General features: G+C 46.7%; 22 protein-coding genes and 1 pseudogene. 8 read left to right on the forward strand and 15 right to left on the reverse strand.

Annotated elements, in window-relative coordinates:
• A partial coding sequence (locus CMM32_04040) for a hypothetical protein (protein ID MBT06072.1) occupies positions 1-1398 on the forward strand: 1398 nt, incomplete at its 5' end.
• A gap of 15 nt (positions 1399-1413) precedes the next feature.
• Here CMM32_04040 and haoB read toward each other — a convergent pair.
• The 4 genes from haoB to CMM32_04060 form a co-directional block, all read right to left on the reverse strand.
• Positions 1414-2430, reverse strand: a complete 1017-nt coding sequence (gene haoB / locus CMM32_04045; GenBank protein ID MBT06073.1) for a hydroxylamine oxidation protein HaoB — start codon at positions 2428-2430, stop codon at positions 1414-1416.
• Positions 2431-2467: 37 nt separating this feature from the next.
• Positions 2468-4183, reverse strand: a complete 1716-nt coding sequence (locus CMM32_04050; protein ID MBT06074.1) for a hydroxylamine reductase — start codon at positions 4181-4183, stop codon at positions 2468-2470.
• Positions 4184-4233: 50 nt separating this feature from the next.
• On the reverse strand, positions 4234-4935 hold the full coding sequence (locus CMM32_04055) for a hypothetical protein (protein MBT06075.1): 702 nt from the start codon (positions 4933-4935) through the stop codon (positions 4234-4236).
• A gap of 18 nt (positions 4936-4953) precedes the next feature.
• Positions 4954-5586, reverse strand: a complete 633-nt coding sequence (locus CMM32_04060; protein ID MBT06076.1) for a hypothetical protein — start codon at positions 5584-5586, stop codon at positions 4954-4956.
• A 203-nt stretch (positions 5587-5789) separates the two neighbouring features.
• On the opposite strand from CMM32_04060, the gene CMM32_04065 reads away from it, so the two are divergent.
• Both CMM32_04065 and CMM32_04070 read left to right on the forward strand, forming a co-directional pair.
• The gene (locus CMM32_04065) at positions 5790-7112 is read left to right on the forward strand and encodes a low-complexity protein (protein MBT06077.1); all 1323 of its coding nucleotides are present in this window, start codon (positions 5790-5792) and stop codon (positions 7110-7112) included.
• Entirely contained in the window at positions 7109-7777 is a 669-nt protein-coding gene (locus tag CMM32_04070) for a hypothetical protein (protein ID MBT06078.1), read from the forward strand. The genes CMM32_04065 and CMM32_04070 overlap by 4 nt, the downstream gene beginning before the upstream one ends.
• Positions 7778-7866: 89 nt before the next feature.
• Here CMM32_04070 and CMM32_04075 read toward each other — a convergent pair whose 3' ends face one another.
• The 5 genes from CMM32_04075 to CMM32_04095 form a co-directional block, all read right to left on the reverse strand.
• Positions 7867-9174 carry a flavocytochrome C gene (locus CMM32_04075; protein ID MBT06079.1) on the reverse strand — a complete coding sequence of 436 codons (1308 nt, stop codon included), beginning with the start codon at positions 9172-9174 and terminating at the stop codon, positions 7867-7869.
• Between the two features lie 9 nt (positions 9175-9183).
• Complete coding sequence (locus CMM32_04080) at positions 9184-9774, reverse strand: hypothetical protein (protein MBT06080.1); 591 nt, start codon at positions 9772-9774, stop codon at positions 9184-9186.
• 150 nt (positions 9775-9924) lie between these two features.
• Positions 9925-10434, reverse strand: a complete 510-nt coding sequence (locus CMM32_04085; GenBank protein MBT06081.1) for a hypothetical protein — start codon at positions 10432-10434, stop codon at positions 9925-9927.
• Positions 10427-11128: a hypothetical protein gene (locus CMM32_04090; GenBank protein ID MBT06082.1), complete on the reverse strand. Its 702-nt coding sequence runs from the start codon at positions 11126-11128 to the stop codon at positions 10427-10429. Before CMM32_04090 ends, CMM32_04085 begins: the two co-directional genes overlap by 8 nt.
• Positions 11129-11132: 4 nt before the next feature.
• On the reverse strand, positions 11133-11852 hold the full coding sequence (locus tag CMM32_04095) for a hypothetical protein (protein ID MBT06083.1): 720 nt from the start codon (positions 11850-11852) through the stop codon (positions 11133-11135).
• Between the two features lie 256 nt (positions 11853-12108).
• Between CMM32_04095 and CMM32_04100 the strand changes: the two genes are divergently transcribed.
• Positions 12109-12708 (forward strand): hypothetical protein, encoded by a 600-nt coding sequence (locus CMM32_04100; GenBank protein ID MBT06084.1) that lies wholly within the window; start codon positions 12109-12111, stop codon positions 12706-12708.
• A 22-nt stretch (positions 12709-12730) separates the two neighbouring features.
• Here CMM32_04100 and CMM32_04105 read toward each other — a convergent pair whose 3' ends face one another.
• The 6 genes and pseudogenes from CMM32_04105 to CMM32_04130 form a co-directional block, all read right to left on the reverse strand.
• Positions 12731-14452, reverse strand: coding sequence for a hypothetical protein (locus CMM32_04105; protein MBT06085.1), 1722 nt, complete (start codon positions 14450-14452; stop codon positions 12731-12733).
• Positions 14453-14541: 89 nt separating this feature from the next.
• On the reverse strand, positions 14542-15123 hold the full coding sequence (locus tag CMM32_04110; GenBank protein ID MBT06086.1) for a hypothetical protein: 582 nt from the start codon (positions 15121-15123) through the stop codon (positions 14542-14544).
• Positions 15124-15215: 92 nt separating this feature from the next.
• A pseudogene (locus tag CMM32_04115) lies at positions 15216-15824 on the reverse strand (hypothetical protein).
• Positions 15811-16587, reverse strand: a complete 777-nt coding sequence (locus tag CMM32_04120) for a biopolymer transporter ExbB (GenBank protein MBT06087.1) — start codon at positions 16585-16587, stop codon at positions 15811-15813. The pseudogene CMM32_04115 and the gene CMM32_04120 overlap by 14 nt, the downstream one beginning before the upstream one ends.
• Positions 16588-16687: 100 nt before the next feature.
• Positions 16688-16933 (reverse strand): hypothetical protein, encoded by a 246-nt coding sequence (locus CMM32_04125; protein MBT06088.1) that lies wholly within the window; start codon positions 16931-16933, stop codon positions 16688-16690.
• Between the two features lie 94 nt (positions 16934-17027).
• On the reverse strand, positions 17028-17483 hold the full coding sequence (locus CMM32_04130; protein ID MBT06089.1) for a hypothetical protein: 456 nt from the start codon (positions 17481-17483) through the stop codon (positions 17028-17030).
• A gap of 388 nt (positions 17484-17871) precedes the next feature.
• On the opposite strand from CMM32_04130, the gene CMM32_04135 reads away from it, so the two are divergent.
• The 4 genes from CMM32_04135 to CMM32_04150 all read left to right on the forward strand — a co-directional run bounded on the left by CMM32_04135 (position 17872) and on the right by CMM32_04150 (position 21716).
• Positions 17872-19275, forward strand: coding sequence for an FAD-dependent oxidoreductase (locus tag CMM32_04135; GenBank protein ID MBT06090.1), 1404 nt, complete (start codon positions 17872-17874; stop codon positions 19273-19275).
• A gap of 79 nt (positions 19276-19354) precedes the next feature.
• Entirely contained in the window at positions 19355-20119 is a 765-nt protein-coding gene (gene livG / locus CMM32_04140; protein MBT06091.1) for a high-affinity branched-chain amino acid ABC transporter ATP-binding protein LivG, read from the forward strand.
• The gene (locus tag CMM32_04145; protein MBT06092.1) at positions 20119-20829 is read left to right on the forward strand and encodes an ABC transporter ATP-binding protein; all 711 of its coding nucleotides are present in this window, start codon (positions 20119-20121) and stop codon (positions 20827-20829) included. Before livG ends, CMM32_04145 begins: the two co-directional genes overlap by 1 nt.
• A gap of 11 nt (positions 20830-20840) precedes the next feature.
• Positions 20841-21716 carry a branched-chain amino acid ABC transporter permease gene (locus CMM32_04150; GenBank protein ID MBT06093.1) on the forward strand — a complete coding sequence of 292 codons (876 nt, stop codon included), beginning with the start codon at positions 20841-20843 and terminating at the stop codon, positions 21714-21716.
• Positions 21717-21721 lie beyond the last annotated feature (5 nt).

Genomic DNA, 21721 nt, shown 5'->3' on the forward strand with positions numbered 1-21721 from the left:
AAGTTTGACGAGGCAACGATAGATTCTTTAACTTCTTACGTCCTTAGTATCCAGGTATCCGATACCCTCCCCCTACCTACTCCGGAGATAAGTCAGACAAAGCTTATAGATCCAGAATTGCAGGGCCGCATAAAAGAAGGCAAACGCACTTTTATTGTCCACTGCTGGCAGTGCCACGGAGATGGAGGGAGAGGAATGATGGGACCAAACCTCACAGATGAATTTACACTACATGGCGAGACATATGACGACATTTTGCGAGTAATAACAAACGGCGTCCCTGCCATGCAAATGCCTACATGGAGCCAAAGACTATCAGAAAAACGGATACGGGAGGTTGCTGAGTATGTATTTACATTAAAAGGAAGCCGGCCCAGTGGCGTAAAGCCTAAAGACACCCCTCAGGATATCCTGAGCGATATAATTAAAGTTAGCACCGTTTCTCAGGTTAGCAACAAGCTTCCTGCGCACAGTATATTCCGATTACATTGCGCACAGTGTCATGGAGTATCAGGGACCGGTGGAATCGGGCCAAACCTCACCGACTCGACCACAATCCATGGTAATGAAACACACCAAATAAAAAATATCATTGCCAACGGAGTTGCAGACAAATTAATGCCAGCCTGGTCGCCAAAGTTTGACGAGGCAACGATAGATTCTTTAACTTCTTACGTCCTTAGTATCCAGGTATCCGATACCCTCCCCCTACCTACTCCAGAGATAAGTCAGACAAAGCTTATAGATCCAGAATTGCAGGGCCGCATAAAAGAAGGCAAACGCACTTTTATGGTGCACTGCGTTGAATGTCATGGGAATGGCGGCATGGGAGGAATGGGACCAAACCTCACAGATGAATTTACACTACATGGGGGTAAGTTGGAGGACTTTGCAGCCACAATAACTAATGGCGTCGGGGGTGCTGGAATGCCGCGTTGGGGAACAAAGCTGAGCCCAGAGCGAATTGGGGATCTTGCCGAATATATTTTTAGTATTACCGGCAGTAAGCCCACTGGGGTCGATCCTGGCACACGGGTTTCACGCTTAGTAAACAGCAAATACATGCGACCACGGGTAGACGCCGAAAGTCTTAAATCAGGTAAACGGACATTCGTAGTCCACTGTGAGCAGTGCCACGGCCTGGGGGGCCGAGGAGGAGCAGGCCCTAACCTGACAGATGAATTCACCCTGCATGGGGAGACCTATGACGATATTCTCCGAGTTATAGTTAACGGCGTCCCTGCAATGCAGATGCCAACCTGGAGCCAAATGCTTAGCAAAGAACGTATTCGAGATGTTGCAGAGTACGTCCTGACCTTGATGGGCAGCAGGCCAACCGGTGTAGAGCCTGATAGCCAACGACCAGAGGGGCTGCAGGGCTTGAGCCCCTTCCGATAATCTTACCGACCTTATCTAAGGCCCCACCTGGGGGGCCTCAGAAAGGATTTCGTATACCCAGTAGCTGCCATAATTAGCGACTAATTTTAAGCCATCAATCCCAAACGGATCAAAGTCTCCGATAGGCAAAAGTCGACCGAGCAGTGGTAATTCGCCATCCTCAATAAAGTACACTCGTTTTCCGATCTGCCCAATTGTTTCCACAACATACTGGTTAAGACCTCGCTTTTCTAACCACTGTTTGACAGTAAGGATACTGTCATGGATATCTCCAGTACTTGGAAAATTTTTATAACCGACCCGCAAAAGTTCTGGACGCAACAACGACAACTTGTATAGATCCGAAATTTGCACAACAAGAAGGCTGGGACTCTCACCTGCTACACTCTGCAGAACGTCTACTCCCGACCGATCAAAAGTTGCCAGAGCATCGACTATTTTGCCAAATTCACCCTCTCCTTCTTCAGAAATCCGCCAAAAAATCCTCTCTAGGCTCTCTATAGCCTTCTTGTCATCTCGCCAAGAGTCTGGCAGAAATAGGGGCCTACTAAAATTTTGGTCATATAAACTATCCACCTCTTTAAGAACNCTTAATTGCCGGGCTGTATCCCACCATCCCAAAACCAAAGTACCGGGTTCGGCGTGCTCCGTGACAGCCTCAGCTAACTGCGCCAACTCCTCAGTACGTGTGGGCATCACCAAGCCAGGGTCACCAGAAATATTTTGCCAGTCGAGCAGAATTGGGCTGGTTTCGGGGCCTTCATAAACTAGGAAAAGGTTTGCAAACGGCTGATTATCAGCATCAAAACGGGCTTCAAACTGTTTTACAAGCGCATCTTCGGGAATAGGAAACAATAAACGAGGGAAGCTCTGTACATCGCCCTCCGCAACCAACTCATATCGATATGGGGCAGGATCTGGCAACAAAGCATCATACCCTGCCCAATCAATCAAGAGAAAGCCGATAATAATCAGGGAACCATAGAAATACGGCAGGCCCCTACCTAAACGGGTCCTCGTTCCTCTCAACACTGCGGTTGGACACCAAACCTAATATTTCCCAAAAATCCTACTCATCCTCAACAATTTGGTTTTCTCGTCTACGCGGAAGCAGAAGTCCGGCCATACCCATAAGCATCAAGGCGCCCCCCAGACCACTGACAGAGGCTTTTTTAACGCCTTCATCCAAGTTCAACAGAGAAGAGCTAGCCGATTCCTCTACCACAGACAATCGTGCNTTTAAGTCTGCAAATTGACGAAGTTGCGTGTCGGCATCCATTACGCGAGCGTAGCAGTCCACTAGTCCGCCCCAACCCTGAGTATAAGCCCATCCGCCCGGGCTAGCGTGCATCACGCCTTTATAAAGCTGGTTCAGATCAGTTCTACAATCCCGGGCATGCTCCATCTCAACCGCGGTCGGATTATTACCCTCAGCGATAAACATCTGGAAAAAAGCCCCAGCATCGTCGGAGAGGGGTTCGGGCGGGTTGGGACGCTTAGCTTCTTGCCCCACCAGTAAGGTGTCTGCATGAAGTGATTCAACAATGCTATGGGCTTTTTGCTGCAAATCCAAGCCCGCTATCACCGCATCGTCTGCCATATTCTGATAAGCACGAGCAAAACTTTCTGAATGACATCCAGAGCATGTCGCTATCCACGCCTCTTTTCTTTGGCCAAACCAGCCATCATCGAGATTATTGGCTATTTCTGGAATGGGACTAAATCCCCAACGCGTCTTTCTAACGACGTTATGACCATATTGTCCTCTGAACTCAAAATGACACGTGGCGCACGTTGGAGCCGTCTGGCCGCCTTTAACATATGCATCTTTAAGAGGAGTCTCCCAATCCCACTCATGCCCACTAGCCTGATATATTGTTCCATGCTTGGAAAGCATATAATTTTCGTACTCGTTATGCGCGATACCATTATGGCAAGTTGAACAGGCCTCGGGCTTCCGTGCCTCCGCAGCTGAGAACGTATGGCGGGTATGACATCCATCACATTTATTTTGTGTGGAGTGACAAGATACGCACCCTTCCGCAACCTCTCGCTCCGTTAACGCAGCCCACATGGCTAACTCTACAACCCCATGATAGTCCAGGGCATGCGATGGACGACCCGCTGGCCATTGTTCCTGAGGCCAATTCAGGGTATCCCTCTCAGACTCTCGTTCTGCAAATTCCTGAAGATGGCATGTCCCGCACACAGCGGCATCGGGCATTCGAAGGTCTCGTTTATGGTCGGCTGAATCAGTTCTCAAGATCTCAACATGACAATCCATGCAACTAACTTCCGTCAATATCTGCTCTTCATCCAAAAGCCCCAGCGCCACCAGATTTCTCTCTACTTTTTTCAATTTCTCTTTTTTGTAGAACCTTGGGTCACTAGCTTCCAAATTTCTAATCTCGTTTAGATTAGCATGCACGCTCCCCTTCCAAGCCATAGTATGACCCGGAGTATCTTTTTCATGACATTCCACACAACCTTGCCGGCCAGACCCTTTCCCTTTGTCTGGTGGTTCGTAAAACGAGGTAGGATTAGTGTATTTACTGAATAATATAGGATCCCAAAAATCCGCGTGACTTCCCTTGCCAGCACCCTCTTCTGGATCATGATAACGCCATTCTAAAGCATCATAGAGCTCGGCCGGGTCACCCTCCCTATCTAGTCCCAAGACTTCAAATGTCTCATCCGGTATATCTGCTTTGGTTGGTTTATTACTTAACTGTGCCAAGCACCCAATCAGAGCAATCCCAACAACTGTTTTAATGGAAAACTTCATAACACCCTTCTACTTCCCTCAAAAATTAGATGCCAGTTCAAGCAACACTTTTACCAATTCTTTGTTGGTTCCCGAAAGTGGCGCAATTGCCAATTTGCGTCTTTGTAGGACTCTGGATATCCAGGGTCGTCACCCACCCTACTTCGTCCCAACCGCTGCTCGATATCTCGAACTTCGCGATAATACTTCGCCATATCTAAAGGCGGCAACGCTATTTGCTCACCAGCCATGGGCGTATGACAAGATATACAACTCGTGGTCGCTGCATTCTGCCCTCCACCCACGACCGCTGATGTTAAGATAACCCACACCGCGAAACAGCCAAGCGCCAAACTAATCCTAGATCCCTTCGCCATCCTGGACTGGCTATTCCATGGTTTTCTCCCTAAAACAAATGGAATAGAAAACAAGAATAGGATCACTGCTAAAGGAATCCAAAATGTTCCTATTTGACGCCAAACCGCGTTTTCCCCAGTAAATTGCCAAAAAGGCTCGAACAGAAAAAGTAAATACCACTCAGGAGCAGGGATGTGCATCCCGTGGCTAGGAAGCGGCGGTTGGTCGTGGTTTGTTGGAACCGTAAAAATAATAGAAAGACCAACCAACAAGACCAAGGTAATGATAACCGCTACCCCAGCCTTCAGCGCATGGTGAGGCCAAAATCGATCGAATTCCTGAGGGTATGGTGGTGCGTACTTCTCGTCAATGTACATCTCTTTTTTCGAACTAGAACTCATTCCTACTGACTCCATTAAGCCTACCAGCGTCTATTACAAGGGCTCCGAAATTCCATGCTTTCCTACCATCTTAAAATGGAAAACCAGTAGCACAGTAATTATCAGCGGTAATACAAGTACGTGGATAATGAATACCCTATATATAGTGAATGTATCCAGAAGAAACTCCTGCACAAATCCTCCTATCAAAGGCCAACTCTCAACATAATCTACCCAAATGGAATAAGACCAATATGCCCTCCAATCCCACGGAAGGAGAATTCCACTAATAACAAAGGCAAATACCATGAGCAGCTGCAACACACCAGAAGTCCAGTTAAACTCCCGAGGATTCCGGTAGGCCTTGCGGTAAAAAACGGTAATCATGTGTGTAAACACAGTCGCCACTAGAAGGGTCGAGCCCCACCTATGCATATTCCGGAATAAGGAGCCACCAGTCACTTCGTTACTCATCCGTTCAATACTAAGCAGGGCAAATTCAGGGTTTGGTGTATAGAAAAATATCAGAAATATCCCCGTTAGAAGCTGCATAACTATAATGACAAGGGAAATGCCTCCAAAACAGAAAAAGAACGCATCACCGGGCACTGCTTGACCAAGCTTATGACGCATAAAAGTCACGAATCCCGTACGAGAATCCACCCAATCATAGAACTTAATACTCATCAAAAATCTCCGTATTATTCGCCCCGGGAGACCCTATCAAATAGCCAGTGCGCCCCTCTCGCCCCTTCAAGATATCTCCCATCCGGAATCTATAAGAGAAACTGCTTACCACGGCAAGCCCGTAGCCAAGAAATTCCAAATATTTTTAATATCCAAGAAATATAGGAAATTTGAGCTTTTTTTTCGTCCCATAGGCCAATATATTGCCTCAAATTAAATACTCTTCTGGACCCCTAGAGGGCATAGCCAAAATCAGAATAATAAAATCGCGATTAAAACTAAAAACACACAGAATTAACCCGCCAAATGAGCACGAAAGATATTTGGATATGCACCGTTTCCGTCTAATACTCCCGGCCCTAGCGCTCGTTTTCTGGACCCAAACTGCAGCTGCATTTGACGAGAGCGACCTTATTAAGGTGACCGCGTTAGGCCAATGTGGTGAATGTGATCTTCGTGAGGCGGACCTGTCAAATTTTGACCTAAAAGGTGGTATTCTCTTTAGAGCTGATCTTAGAGAAACAAACCTCCAAAACGCCGTCCTGTCATTTGCAGTTTTACCCCATGCAAAACTTCGCAAGGCAGACCTGACAGGCGCAGATCTCTCCAACGCAGATCTAAGGGAGGTAGACCTAAGGAACGCAACCTTGCCCGGCGTAAACCTTGAGTTAGCAAACCTTCAAGAGGCAAATCTAAGCAAATCAAATCTGAATAAAGCCCGACTTGCTCGGACCCAGCTAGACGGAGCATCTCTTCGTAACAGTGAACTCATAGAGGCGAACCTCGGCAAAGCAAATCTCACGGGAGCAGATCTTAGCAATGCTAATCTTCATAGAGCGAATATGGCAAAGATTAATATGATGGAAGGATCTCTCAGTGGCGCTGACTTGACATCGGCTCATCTAACAGAGGCAGTACTTGGAAAAACGGACCTTTCCGACGCAATCCTGACTGATGCCAACCTTAGTGAGGCTACCTTGCGTGAAGCTTTCTTAACCGGAGCGGACCTAAACAACGCAATATTAGTAAAAGCAGACCTTACCAGAGCAGAGATGTCAGAAAGTATTTTAACAAATGCGAACTTAGCTCACGCCACACTAGATAAAGCTGTCTTGTCCTCCAGCGACTTATCAGGTGCTAATCTGGTAGGAGCCAATCTAGCGGGAGCCTCCTTACAGGACGTCAAGGCTGAGCGAACCAACTTTGAAAATGCAATCCTAAATAAAGTTGATTTTTCGCGCTCCTTCCTTGTCAGAGCTAACTTACGCAAGGTCAAACTACGTCAAGCACTCTTAAAGGGGGTTGACCTATCGGGAGCAAATTTATCGGAAGCAGTGCTCCGAAAAGCGGTGTTATCCGGGGCTATCCTAACAAAGGCCAACCTAGCAGGTGCAGATTTAAGGGGAACTGACCTTACCGATGTAGATCTCTCACAGGCTAAATTAAAAAAGGAAGACGTCGCCCAAGCTATCCTGTGTCGCACCCAGCTACCGTGGGGCGAAGAAAATGGAGGCTGTAAACAATGAAAATAAAAACCTCACTACTCCGTGTTCTATTTTTAGCCTTAGCAATTTTTCCTTTTACCTCACCAGTAGTGGCCGATAATTCTGAGGAATTAGCCATCCTAATGGCCACAAATTCCTGCCCAAACTGCAACCTTCGTGGTGCGGATTTGCGGGACCTAAAGCTTATTGGCGCCGATTTTTCTGGTGCGGTTCTTGAGGGAGCCTCTTTAGAAGGAGTAAACCTTTGGCGAGCAAACTTTACCAATGCCAGTTTGAAAGGTGCTCTCTTAATGGGAGCCAACTTAAGAGATTCAATCCTATCAGGAGCTGATCTAAACGGAGCCCTTATAAGGGGCGCAAACTTAAAATTCGTAACCGCGCTCAAAACAAATTTTGCTAATGCTGATCTGCGCCAGGCAAATTTACTGCATGCGGACCTTCAACAGGCCGATTTCGACCGTGCAGACCTAAGCAGGGCATACATGGGCTACGCGGATCTAAAAGGCGCCATCCTAAGTAATGCCAACCTTAGTCACACCACTCTGGAAAATGCCAACCTTGAAGACGTAAATTTAACCGATATTGATCTTTCTTCCAGCCACTTAAGGAATGCTTCACTGAATGGAGCCAATCTTTGTCGAACCAGCACGCCCTGGGGCCAAGATGACCGAGATTGCCAGGAATAAGTAATAACTAGATCAGGAATGTATCACTCTAGGACTTTGGGGCCTGCACTTCTGAGTAAACAAAACCTCTTGCAAGCCCCTATCATTCCCTAACCCAGCATGTCGCTCCAAATAGCCTTAGCCCAATCATCGGCATTACTGGCAACAATTTTGAACCGGCCCGGCGACAGTCCTTTAGCACCCTTTATAGCCGCCATCTTACCCAATGCGTCATCCCAGTCATATACAGCTGTAACGGAGATTCCTTCAGTGCCACTGACCAAACTATAACATGTGTTTGCCATACTAGGCCGAGGAGCTTCTCTCCCATTCATGAGTGCCACAACGGCCGAAGCACAAACTTTGCCCATCGAATTAGCAATAAAACCTGACTTGGGCACCTTCCCTACCGTAGTGGCATCAGTAGCATCCCCAATAACGTGTATATTCTCATGTATGCTAGATTCGTAAGTCCATGGATCCACCGGACACCACCTTCTTCCCTCAGGTCTTAGCCCCGCTAAATCAACAGTATCATTCGCTCTCTGAACCGGAATTATATTGCCAACATCCGCTTTAATATCATCAAAATTAGTTGATACTATCCGCGCGCCTGGATCCACCTTCACCACCGCATTATCCGTGCGATAGTCAATGATATCAGAATAAAATTCATCCCATGCTTCCTTAAACAGTTTACCTTTGGAAACTATTTTTTCATTAGAGTCTAAGACGATTAATTTGGAGCCGGGTTTATTCTTTTTTAAGTAGTCGGCAATTAAAGAGGCTCTTTCGTACGGCCCGGGAGGACAGCGATATGGACCAAATGGCACCGACAAAACTACCGTGCCACCAGCCTGCATCCCAGCCAATTCCTTGGTAAGCTGATGCGTCTCAGCTCCAGCCCACCAAGCCGCTGGAAACACTCCACGGCCAACAGCGTCTAGTCCCTCGACACTATCATAATCCAAACTTATTCCGGGAGCGATCACCAAACGATCATACTTAATCGCTCCGCCAGAAATCATCACCAATCTCTCTTCAGGATCAATCGCGGCGACAGTATCTTGAACAACCTTTATTCCGTGCTTACTCTTCAGGGAATCATAACTGATGGTTATATCAGACATATTTTTAAGGCCCCCAATAACCCAATTACTAATTGGGCAGGACCTAAATACCGGCTGGCGCTCGATCATAACCACTTCGATACCAGGGTCTTGCAAACGGATGTATTTAGCTGCTGTAGCTCCGCCCCAACCTCCCCCGATGACGACAACTCGGGGCCCATTTTTGGGCATAATCTCATTTGTTGCAAATGCTGATGGCACCCATCCCGAGGGTACAATACCTGTAAGACCAAGAGCGCCTACACCTGCTACACTCCTGCTTAGAAATTTTCTCCGCGTAACTGTCATCTGTTCCCCCTATCTCAAACCAGCGTAGTAATGCGCTAAAGCCTCAATTTGCTCGTCGCTTAGTGTCCTAGCGATGACCATTTGCATTGCATTACTATTTCCACGGGATCCCGCTTTGTACTCGCCCATCACTTTAACTGTATATGTCGCAGGCTGGCCCGCTATTCTTGGTCCTAAATCAGTACCTTTCCCAGAAACGCCGTGACACTCGACACATGCTGCGGCCAAAGCTGCACCGGCTGCCTGCTTGGCAGAATCAATTGCTGTCTCCGTATTGACCCAAGGCTGGGAAGAAAGCCAATCCGAAATAGAATCTATTTCAGAATCCACGAAAGCCTTCGCAATGATATTCATCACATAAAATTTGCGCTCATCAGTCTTATAGGCCCGCATGCTGTCTGCCAAGTAGGCAGCTGTTTGCCCTCCGATTATCGGTATTGTATTTCCTGGCGAGGCTCCCGCTGTTCCATGGCACCCAGCACATGTCTGCGACAACCTAAACCCGTCCCCCGACTTACTAGAGGACGCATGTGCCCCTGAAATCGCCAAAGCTAGCGCAGCCCCAATCCAACAACATCGCAAAAACAAAATTCGTCCCATCCGTTGCCCCCTCTACTCCCTCTTATTTCACTGCAACAAACTCGCAAGAAATATTATAACAAACTATTTCAATAAATCACTATGACAAAATTTTGCTAACAGACCTAAAATTTCGAGTCTTGTAAATTTTCGTCGAGCCTAATTGCCACTCTACTCATATTTCAACCACCATTCGGCGGCCAATCGCTGGGCCTCATCCTTCTCTGTGTCTGTCATACCTGCCACTAATTTTGTTTCTCGCTTCACGCTTATCTCGTTCCCAAGTATCCTAGCGATTTTGAACCACATGTATGCCTTGACTCCGTTACCCGGAATTGATCGTGTTCTCTCGTACAAGGTGAAAAGCCGCTGGGCTGCTGTAGAATTCTTCTGTCTGGCCGACTTATGGTACCAGAAGGTGGCCCTATCACGCCGAACAATGGTCCCGTGGCCATAATAATATATATCGCCAAGATATAACTGACACAAATCATTGCCTTTCTCGGCACACCACAAAAACTCACGCACGGCGGCATTATATTGACCCCGTTGATAAGCTTCCCAAGCTCCCTCAAAATCTGCCCAAACGCGCGGAGAAGTCCCAAATATAAAGACCAGAAAAGTTACGATAGTTGCCCGTCTAATTACTAAAGCAAGGAAACCGCTTCTCGGACTACTCAATTTCACACCCAGAGTTTCGAACACCAGAAGGAAAGGAGGTTCGACATAGGATTGCTGCCTGGAAATCATTGTCCACAACTGATGCCGACTGAAAATTTACATCTGTCAGGTTCGCTTCAAAAAAATAACAATTTTCTAGTGTTGTATACCTGAAATTAGCGCCCTTAAGGTCTGCCGCATAAAAATGACTATCGATTACCACAGCACTTTCAAAGTTTGCCTCAAAAAGTGTTGCACTGCTGAAATCAACGTCAAATAGATTTGCCATCGAAAAGTTAGCCCGGCGTGCATCTGCGACAAAAAAATCTGCTCCCGATAAATCTGCTCCCTGAAGGTTGGCATCCGCAAGATAAGCACCTCTTAAATCAATACCTATCAATTTGCTCATCCTAAGATCAGCCCCGGCTAGATCAGCGCCACGCAGATCGTAGCCTGATAAGTCCCTGCCAAACAAGTTAACCCCGGTTAGATCACAATCAAGACATACCTGAAACTGTTCTAAGTAATTGAGGTCTTTGATATCAAAACTATAGGCTGGATCGTTTGTTACAAAACATGCCCATATCCAGAAATACAATAAACCTTTCGTAATCTTATGACCTACCTTGTACCCAACCGCAGAAAACCCACAATTGGACTCACAAACCCGCGGTGAATTAGCTGATAAAAAACGCATAGATGTGTCCTTGAACATGGGACTAGTCCATAAACTTCCGTATATAGGAAATCACATCCTGTACATCACCGGGATCATTTAATCCTACAAAGGCCATCTTCGTGCCTGGGATATAATTCTTTGGCTTTCTTAGATAAAGGCTCAAGGTTTCGCGATTCCATGTAATCCCAGCTTCTCGCATGGCCCTCGAAAATTTATAACCCGCTACAGTTCCTGATGTGCGACCAAAAACCCCATACAGATTTGGACCGATCCTATGAATGCCGTCCTTTTCTAGAAGATGGCACACTTTGCATTTATTAAAAACACGCCGCCCAGAGATCGGATTCCCCCGTTCAGGAGACGCCTCAAGTTCAACCGCTACATTGTTGTTTGAAAACGGCCCAGAATCATCCGAAACCACTATCACCCCGACCATTGGTGGATGCACCCCACAGGTATACGGAATTACAGTAGGTTCATCAAATCTCAGCGTGGAAGTACTTCCGGGCATTAGAATACCCGAATTAAACTCTCTTTCTAAACCAACCGCACTGTGCTCGATGGAATGAACGTTGACAAAACGCACACATTCTCCTGGCTTGACGTAAACATCTCCTGGGTTAAATACATGAGTTATCTCAACATTATGCGTTTCAAAGCATTCCTGGGCTTCTGTCTTCACTGGGAGTAGCAGGGTAACAAACAACCCGACACAAGCTCCTAATAAACACGGAGCGAAAAGTCCTATCCTTGGGCTCATTTCTGCTCTTTTATATCCGCGCTAGAAATGGAAATTTCTTAGTCAGAAGAGTACCTACCTTCAGGCCGAATCGCAAGACAACCGCGCTTCCTCGTGTTGGATGTAAGCACCAAAAATGTTGGCTTCTTAAAGGTGAGCCTAGCAATATTGCTAAAATTCGTGCGGCCATCGGCTCACACTTCTTTTTTGGAAATAAGGCTAATACCTTGACGATTTACTTTATACTGCCCCCGAAAGGAATTGAGGGATCGGTAGCATGTTAAGTATTTTCCAAACACAGAAATTCACACTGTTAAATCTAGCCATTATTCTGATTTATGCCTGCTGTCTGCTACTAACTAATCCCCTCTCCGCAGAAGGCAAAAAGATCCAGTTCTCCCTCACCAACCATCATGGAGAATCGGTCACCGAGAAAGACTTCCTTGGAAGTTGGCTATTAGTATTTTTTGGATATAGTCATTGCCCAGACATTTGCCCTATGAACCTCTCAATTATCAGCGATACCCTTGAAAGACTAGGAAACAAAGGCGCCAAAGTTCAACCCCTCTTTATTACTCTAGATCCGGCACGTGATACTGAAGCAAAACTTCTCCCTTTCCTCTCACATTTCCATGAAAGGCTCCTTGGGCTGACTGGAACTCAAAAACAAATTCAAGATGTCGCAGAAAGTTTTTTCGTGCGCTACAAGCTTTCACCGGAAAAGAACCGCGATTATTACCTAATTGATCACACTGCAGCCACGTATTTGGTAGATGATTCAGGACAAGGGCTAGCAATCTTTCACCACAATACCCCTAGCGAAGAAATTGCATCAACTATTAACAGCTATGTTGCTTCCCGGAGCTCGACCAAATAAACAGAGGTTTTGTTCACGTAGCTTAGCGCTGGGAATACAACGGGCCACGCAGCAACTTTCCGGGAAGTTCTCCCGTATGTTCCTTATCCTTAAGAACTATTTTACCTGCAATAACCGTTGCAAGAATTCCATCTGCATACTGTTTTAGCCTTTTAGCCCCTGATGGTAGGTCATTAACCACCAGCGGCATTTGGGGTTCTATCTTTTCGGGGTCNAAAACGTTGATATCCGCTGTCATACCTTCTCGAATAAGACCTCTATCGTGAAAACCCCAATTTGTTGCTGTATCATAGGTTATAAAACGCACAGCTTGTTCCAGAGAAAGTGCCTCCTTTTCTCTTACCCAATGACTAAGTAAATGCGTCTGTAGTGAACTATCCATAATTTGCGAAACGTGAGCGCCAGAGTCCGAGAAAGTAACATTGGAATAGGGATGCTTCATCAACTCAAGGGCATCGTCCTGATTTTCGTTAGCTATCGGTTGCCTAAAGAAAACTTTCAATTGGTTTTTAACCGCGATATCCAACATTGTTTCCGCTGGGCTCATACCACATTCAGCAGAGATCTCAGATATACTGCGGTGAGGGCGCTTCACCTGGTCCATAACGTAGAACATATCCCATTCGGGTGGCCGAGGCTCTGCACCTACAACTTCAGGCCCCTCATACGGGCTCTCCGCTACTTCGACTAACTTCCGACGAAGCTCAATATCCTCAGACAGCTTTTTAAATTGAATCTCCAAGGGAAGGCGCCTGAATTCGCTCCATACGTTCCAACTATCAAACGGCATGGACGTCTCAAAGGATAACACTGTGTTGATTTCGCGACTATGAACTTGGGTAAAAATTCGCGCTCCCTTAAGATTCTCCTCCTCTATAATTCTGTATAACTCCCGCCAGTGCCCTGGCAGCTCTTTCCTACTCAAACTCCCGAAGGTAATAGGTCTTCCTGTTTCCCGGGACAACGTTGCCAGGCTACGGTAGTCCTCTTCCATATAGGAGCGATCTCCCCTCTTCATAGCGAGTTGGAAAATCCCGGCACCGACGTCTCCCATAGTTCGCACCAGTTCCTCGACCTCCTGGTCAGGAGCCACCCGACTAGCCACCAAACGGTTATCAGAGGTCATATGGGCTGGGCTCCGTGAGGTTGAGAACCCCATGGCTCCAGCATTTATGGCCGATCTTACCTCATGCTTCATGGCCTCCATATCCGGCTCGGTCGGATCCTCTTCGAAAGCCCTTTCACCCATCACGTAAGTTCGTATTGCCGAATGACCTACATAGCCTGCGTAGTTTATGCCCTTTGGTAGGGCATCAATAACATCCATGTACTCAGGATAGGTTTCCCACTGCCAGTTTATACCTTCCAGCATAGCGCTTCGTGAAATATCCTCCGCCCGTTCCAAATTTCGAAAAACCAAATCAGCTTCAGCCTCACGACAAGGAGCTAGTGTAAATCCACAGTTACCCATCACGGCAGTAGTAACNCCGTGATAACAGGAACAACTGCCAAGTTGATCCCAAAATATCTGGGCATCCATATGAGTATGAGCATCGACAAAACCAGGCGTAACAACGTGACCTTCAGCGTCTATNGTTTCCCCGGCCTGCTCCCCTGAAATACGGCCTATTTTACTGATTTTACCACCTGTCACTCCGACGTCAGCTCTGTAACGAGCTCCACCCGATCCATCGACCACCAAACCATTCTTTATGACTAAATCGTATCCCATTCCATTACTCATTAGTTATACTGCGCCAACAAAACTAACTTTCCCCGGAGCCTACATTACAACCTAGAAAAAAACGACCAAATTATGATTATTGTACTAACTCAAATTAGGTCTTTATCAGGAAGAATGGGCGGAGGCATGTCTTCAAACTGAAGGGTTTGAATCCTATCCGGGAATACATCCACTTGGAAACTTCCACCAGTCAAGTCCTCAGGAACAGTGACATCTTCCATCATTAGGCTGCTTGTTGATTCTTCATCGTTAGGAAGTTCAGCAATTCCTGCCACGTCGAGTCCAGCCTCGATACGGCCAGTTATTTCAACAACGGCATCCGCCAAACTCGGTGAGTAAGGAAGTTTATGGGACCGGGGCACACCTAGAGGCAAATTATACTGATCTAACTCATCCACCCAAAAATAAATCGCACCGTCAGCCCCTGTAAACTTATTGGGATCTTCTACTTTGGCCCATAGAACCTGAAAATGCTCTGGAAGCTCTGTATCAGTTGGCCAGCCTAATACGGCATAAGTCTGTATGTACGCTTGAACAAAGAAACAGCCAGTTACAATAATTGCACTGGCCTTTACCCACCATTTCCAGCGAGAAGTTAAATTCAAACTCAATAACAAAACTGCTATCACTACATATGCTGAAACAAGACCTAAAATTGTAGCTGCACTCATGGGTCCAATATGACGCCTCTCGACTGTACTGTGGTACCATCGGGCATTAATGTGTCTGCAACCGGTGGGGCACTTTGCGGTTCAGTGGGTCCTTTTCTACTTAACCGGACCAATGACTTATCCCTAGTATTGACATCTTTAATGCCACCATTTTCATCAATTACAAAGCGTGCAACTGTCTCTTCCTGACCTGTCCTATTTAAATTAATAGTTTCGTAGTAGAGAACGGTTACAGTAGGATTTAGTTTCTCTATTTTCACGTGCACTGGAACGGGCTCATTAGTAGTTGCCGAATAGTGAAAGATATTGACCACATATTCACCAGGAACAATTCCTCGTAGCGTGACGGTTTCTTGATTTAGAGGATTCTCAATAGGAGTTCCGTCAACAACAATTGTGTCCCGATAATTTCCCCTGTCGTCCCGGTCGAGATGCATCAACCCCGCCTCCCGACCATGATACCACACTAAATTTCCAGCCGGATCCTCAACATAAGTATCAATATCATCCGGATGAGAGTCTGGCCAAACAACTGTTACCAGAAACTCCGCGTGAGTATCTATCTTGCCAGATGCGTCCTCTGGTTTTATCAAAATGAAGGCAATAAAAAACATAAACGCAAAACCCAAGAGTGCGTTGAACAAGAGGTCGGTGAACGCATCAAATTCTCCCTCTCGAGTATACAAGCTAAATTCCTGCATCTATTCCTCGGTTCAAGGCAGGGACGACATACACCTCCGTAAGTTCAGTTGTAACTCCAAACAAATAGGAAGTTGCATCGTCTAAGATATAATACTGGAGCTTAAGAAGGATCCCGCCCACTAACCCAAAAAGGGTAGTAAATAAAGCCACACCCATACCACCGCTCATCGCACTCAAAGCATTTTTCAATGTCTCTACATCAAATGAGTCAATCGACTGAATGGAAGATAACATTAGAATGAACCCAATGACTGTCCCCAAAAGACCCAATTTGAGCATGGCATCAGCAACAAACCATCCAACACTTTGACGATATCGCAACGAGTCAGCCAAGCGCCGTAATAAAATAGTTTGATCCAGCCTTCCTACCCCTTGTAAACGGGCCATAATTACCAAGTTACGTATATGACCGGTGGCAGTGCATTTCTTTAAGGGTCTTTGGTTAGAAATCACCACCTCATCTCCAAACAATTCATACTCAGTATTCCCGTTTGAAATAAGAGCCTGAACATCGTGAAGATTAGAAATATCTCGGGAAACTCGTACAATTAATGACATGCAGTGAAGAGAAAATACGCCATACAGCCCCAGTATAACCAAAGTGATGTGGCTACGGTCATTGGCAACCATGAACTGCAAATACCCATAGAGCGAGGCGGTCCAAAGACCAAACAAAGTTACTACTGTCAGGACCAGCCAACGCAGAAAAGGAAGATAATCTCTTATCTCAGAATTATCTCCTAATATACTAATTTTAAACACTCTTTACTCCTCATTGAGAGGGATTTTAGATGCTCTTCATTACACCATCCAACCAACGGACACTCCCCTGCCAACTAAAATCTGCCACAACCCCTAAATCTTATACGGTCCCCTGAGGCGTATGGAGGCCAACGAATACCCGTTGTTCCTCATCCTGCTCATCAACCCCGCTAAAAGCAGTGACAAGCATGCTTGAAGGGGTCTTACCAAACAACACGGTGGCTAGCATAGCAGCCGCGCCCCTTTCCAGCTCCTCTTTCTGCATACCATTCTCACTCATTTCCTCACACAACGCCATCAAGCCTTTGAAAACTTCTCCTTCAGCCTCTGCCTTAGTCTTCGCCATAATTTACTCCCTATGAGCCAATCTGTTATTTTTCGTTACCAAAAACCGCACAATAAAATTTAGGAAATTAGCGCAGTGTCAGCGTAGAGGCCTCCTAGTCCGCTTCCTTCAAATTCGCTTTAGTTGCATTATCCCAAGAGTCCAACAAAACTTTATCATTTAGTTTCCGGATAATCTCTACTAAGCCCTGCATCATCTTAAAAGCTGAATCTGGTGAAGAACGTAGATGCTGCATAAACTCTTTTTTCCCAATTTGCCTAACCACGGCCTCCCCAGAAGCAATAGCCCTGGCGCTTCGTGGCCCTTCATCTATTAGCGCCATTTCGCCAAACAAAGCCCCTCTCTCCAACTCGGCTAGTATAACAGATGCTGACCCCTTCGATCGGCTAATCTGGATGGTTCCGCTTTCCACAACAAATGCTACATTCCCCGCGTCACCCTCTTCAAATAAAACCTCCCCATTTNCCAGNATCCGCAAGGAAGACCCCCATTCATTACCTTCAGCCATAGTCGAGTCAGCCCAAGACTGATGTGATGCTTGCTCTACCACCGCGGTATCTCCCAAATTGATTTCATTTGTTTCGCAATGTCCTTATCTCATCAAAGGATAACTATACCTAAGTCTGGCATATAGGGTCCTATGCAAATATCCGCCAGCGTGGAGCGTTCTGATTTTCTATTTCTCGAACGGCTCTCCAGCTAGAAGCCAGCTACCGCCCTATCCCAAAGGCGGAAACCCAGGGTCGGCAACGAAATCTGCTGCTAAATCAGCTGCTGCCGCCCCTCAATGCACTATGCGCGCAACATTATACAGAAGGATGACGTAACATGGAATATATCGTAACCTTACGGCCTTGAAGGCCAAGCGGGATAAAGGAGCAAACAAACATATGTCTGAGAACCTGACTAGTATAATTGGTGCCCAACAAGGAACAGAAATGTTTGATGGCTCCAAAGCAAGGACCGGCCGTTCAACGACTGGCAAGACCATCCGGGAGGCTGCCCGAGAAACCCCTGTATTCACTGAAACCGACGTTCTCGTCGTAGGCGGTGGACCAGCTGGAACAGCTGCTTCTATTGCGGCTGGGCGCACTGGAGCCAAGGTGACTTTAGTCGAACGCTACAATCATCTAGGTGGCCTTTCCACGGGCGGACTTGTGATTTGGATTGACCGCATGACGGATTGGAAGGGAACTCAGGTGATCGCGGGAGTGGCGCACGAATTTATGGANCGCCTTCCTGAGGAGGCCTTGCTGGGACCCACACGCTCAGATTGGGGCTCGCGGGACACCGCGACTGCAGACTATTGGGCACAACGTTCGGCCGCCTACCACGGAATTGTAACTTGGTCCCCTACTATTGACCCTGAAGCTCTAAAAACCCTTTCGCTGGCCATGGTCCAAGAACAAAAGGTAGACCTCATTCTTCATTCTTGGGCCACTGAACCAATTGTGGAAGACGGTGTCGTGCGCGGTGTAATTTTTGAGAGCAAGAGTGGAAGGCAAGCTATCCTAGCTAAGGTGGTGGTTGACACTACGGGGGATGCNGACCTTCTCTCCCAGACCAAAACTGCACTGGAAACGAATGTCGATGACGAAGACATCCATCACTGTGTAAATACCGCCTTTTTACTTGGCGGCGTTAACATGGGGCAATGGCTTGATTTTCGTCATTCTGATTCGCAGGGCTTCAAAACTTTTATGGCGAAAGGCCGCTCTTCGGTGGGCTCGTTTGAAAAACCCAATGTGGGTTGGCGTGNCGANGTTGCATTATTCATGGGACCCCGACTCTCAGGATACTCAGCCATCGATGTAGATGATTTAACTGAGGTAGAAATTCGATCTCGGCAACTGACCACCGAGCATTTAAAATTTTATCGGGCCCATGCTCCCGGTTTTGAAAACTCTTTTTTAATGCTTGGAGCTCCCCAAATCGGCGTTAGGCACAGCAGACGCCTAAGCGGGCGGGCACAGGTAACTCGCGCCCAATGGGATGAAGGAAAAGTCTGGCATGATGAAATTGGAGTATCGACATCCCTCGCACCAAAATTTGAGAATATTTCTGTTCCTTACGGTTCCTTAGTTCCAACCGGGATTGAAGGCATCCTTGGGGCAGGCCGTCATATCTCTTGCGATGCTAGCTCGCACTCCTTCCTTAGAGAGGTTCCCCAATGCTGGCTCTCCGGCCAAGCCGCAGGAGCTGCAGCGGGGCTAGCTGCAAACCAAAACATGCTGCCAAGTAAATTGAACGTTCGGTTAATACAAAAAGAGCTACTATCACAGGGGGTTTACCTCTCATCGTCAGTTGTAGATCAAATTTCGGTTCCCGATGCCGCTGAATAATGCTCTGGGCGTTCGTAGGGGTTGCTCCACCTCACTAGTCCTAAAAAAGATCTTTGGGTTGAGAAAGACAATTTAAGTTATGGCGTTACTAGAAGTAAAAAACGTGGTTGTCCGGTTTGGAGGGATAGTAGCTCTTGATGGAGTTACGTTTGATATTCCTCAAGGACAAATTGTAGGACTAATNGGGCCTAATGGCGCGGGGAAAACTACTCTGTTTAATTGCCTGTCACGCCTTTATACCCCCAATGAAGGCGATGTTATCTTTAAAGGAAGCTCGGTTTTAGGATTAAGGCCTGACAAAATAGCTGCGTTGGGAATAGGCCGCACGTTCCAAAACTTGGCCCTCTTCCCTACCCTTAATGTACTGGATAACGTGCTAATTGGCGGCCATAGCCGNAGCAAAAGCGATACATTTTCCAATGCCTTTCGTCTACCCTGGGTGGGCCGAGAAGAACGCAAACTTATGGCTAAATCAATGGACTTAATAGACTTTATGGGACTCACCGATGTTGTTGGAACGCCGGTGGGAGCCCTTCCCTTTCCTTATCAAAAACGGGTGGAAATGGCTCGAGCACTAGCCAGNGATCCCGAACTCTTACTATTGGATGAACCCGCAGGCGGCTTAAATCATGAGGAACTGGATCATCTGATGGAGCAAATTCGTGACGTTCGAGACGATCGAAAGACCACCATACTATTAGTTGAACACCATATGAGCCTGGTAATGCAAATTTCTGATAAAGTAGTAGCCATAGATTTTGGTCGTAAAATTGCGGATGGGACTCCATCTCAAGTGCAAAGTGACCCCAAGGTTATCGAAGCCTATTTAGGAACTTCTCAGTAATGGCACTGTTAGAAATCAATGGACTGAAAGCTTACTATGGACAAACCCAAGCTCTTTACGGATTGGATTTTAACCTCGAGGAAGGATCTATTACCACAATATTGGGAGCCAACGGTGCTGGGAAAACTACTACCCTCCGGTCTATATGCCGCATGATTCATACGGAAGGCGACATTATGTTTTTAGATGAAGACTTAACGTCTNTGTCGACGGAAAAAGTAGTTCGACGGGGAATAGCACATGTTCCCGAAGGGCGAGGCACCTTTGTACGACAATCAGTTGAAGATAACCTGCAGTTAGGGGCGTACACTCGTACAAACAAGAAAGACATTGCTGACGATATAGAGCGCGTCTACTCCTATTTTCCCCGACTACGGGAGCGATACAAACAGCAAGCCGGAACCCTGTCAGGTGGTGAACAGCAAATGTTGGCCATCGGCAGGGCATTAATGTTGCGTCCACGCCTAATGTTACTTGATGAACCCAGCTTTGGCCTAGGTCCACTCGTTGTTCAGGAGATATATGGAATAATGCAACAAATCCGTGAAAAAGAAGGAACCTCCATGCTTCTGGTTGAACAAAATGCTAATATAGCTTTGGACCTAGCCGACCACGCCTATCTCTTGGAGACAGGAGAAGTGGTAATNTCCGGGGAATCCCAAGTTATTCGAGATGACGAAAATGTCCGCAAAAGTTACCTAGGCTATTAACGGAAAAGCACATGGAACTTTTTTTGCAACTCACTCTGGCTGGCCTGGCAATTGGCTCTATATATTCCTGCGTCGCCCTTTCAGTCGTAATGGTTTATCAGGCGAGTGACCACTTCAACTTTGCCCAAGGCGAAATGGCCATGTTTTCAACATACATTGCATGGACCTTTCTTGGTATGGGAGCACCTATATGGCTAGCGTTTGTATTAGCCGTCACGCTTTCCTTTGTAGCTGGACTAATTATCGAGCGGTTACTCATAAAGCCGGTTGAAAACCAATCGATATTCAACCAAATCATGGTTTTTATTGGNTTATTGGTTATTTTTAATAATATGGCGGGCTGGATTTGGGAGTTTACTATTAAACCCTTCCCCAGCTTATTCCCCTCAGATTTTGGCTTTAAGTCAGATCTTATTGGGCCACACCACATGGGCGTAATAGCGCTTACAATGTTGGTACTTTTGTTAATTTTTTGCTTTTTCAAATTCACCCGCGTGGGTCTGGCCATGCGGGCAGCGGCCGCAAATCCAGATTCTGCTCGTTTGGTGGGGATCTCGGTCGGATGGATGCTTGCACTTGGCTGGGGACTAGCGGCTGCTATTGGTGCAATAGGGGGAATCTTAGTAGCACCAATAGTTTACCTGGAACCTAACATGATGAGTGGCGTGCTTATATACGGCTTTGCCAGTGCCCTACTCGGAGGGGTCTCCAGTCCAGTTGGTGCAGTTTTAGGCGGACTTATCATTGGCGTGTTAGAAAATTGGGTGGGTCAATATGTTCCCGGGGGCTCTGAATTAAAACTCACCTTCGCTCTTATACTTATTATTGGCGTATTATTATTTAAGCCCGCAGGACTGTTTGGGCGCGTCATCGTGAAGCGGGTGTAGTGAAT

Source organism: Rhodospirillaceae bacterium (assembly GCA_002728255.1).
In the GTDB taxonomy this organism is placed as follows: Bacteria; Pseudomonadota; Alphaproteobacteria; order UBA7887; family UBA7887.

Coding starts and splice junctions, on each gene's coding strand:
- CMM32_04070 (MBT06078.1), top strand. CDS start 7,109: ATGAAAATAAAAACCTCACTACTCCGTGTTCTATTTTTAGCCTTAGCA.
- CMM32_04075 (MBT06079.1), bottom strand. CDS start 9,174: ATGACAGTTACGCGGAGAAAATTTCTAAGCAGGAGTGTAGCAGGTGTA.
- CMM32_04080 (MBT06080.1), bottom strand. CDS start 9,774: ATGGGACGAATTTTGTTTTTGCGATGTTGTTGGATTGGGGCTGCGCTA.
- CMM32_04110 (MBT06086.1), bottom strand. CDS start 15,123: ATGAGTGCAGCTACAATTTTAGGTCTTGTTTCAGCATATGTAGTGATA.
- CMM32_04090 (MBT06082.1), bottom strand. CDS start 11,128: ATGTTCAAGGACACATCTATGCGTTTTTTATCAGCTAATTCACCGCGG.
- CMM32_04060 (MBT06076.1), bottom strand. CDS start 5,586: ATGAGTATTAAGTTCTATGATTGGGTGGATTCTCGTACGGGATTCGTG.
- CMM32_04125 (MBT06088.1), bottom strand. CDS start 16,933: ATGGCGAAGACTAAGGCAGAGGCTGAAGGAGAAGTTTTCAAAGGCTTG.
- CMM32_04100 (MBT06084.1), top strand. CDS start 12,109: ATGTTAAGTATTTTCCAAACACAGAAATTCACACTGTTAAATCTAGCC.
- CMM32_04055 (MBT06075.1), bottom strand. CDS start 4,935: ATGGAGTCAGTAGGAATGAGTTCTAGTTCGAAAAAAGAGATGTACATT.
- CMM32_04095 (MBT06083.1), bottom strand. CDS start 11,852: ATGAGCCCAAGGATAGGACTTTTCGCTCCGTGTTTATTAGGAGCTTGT.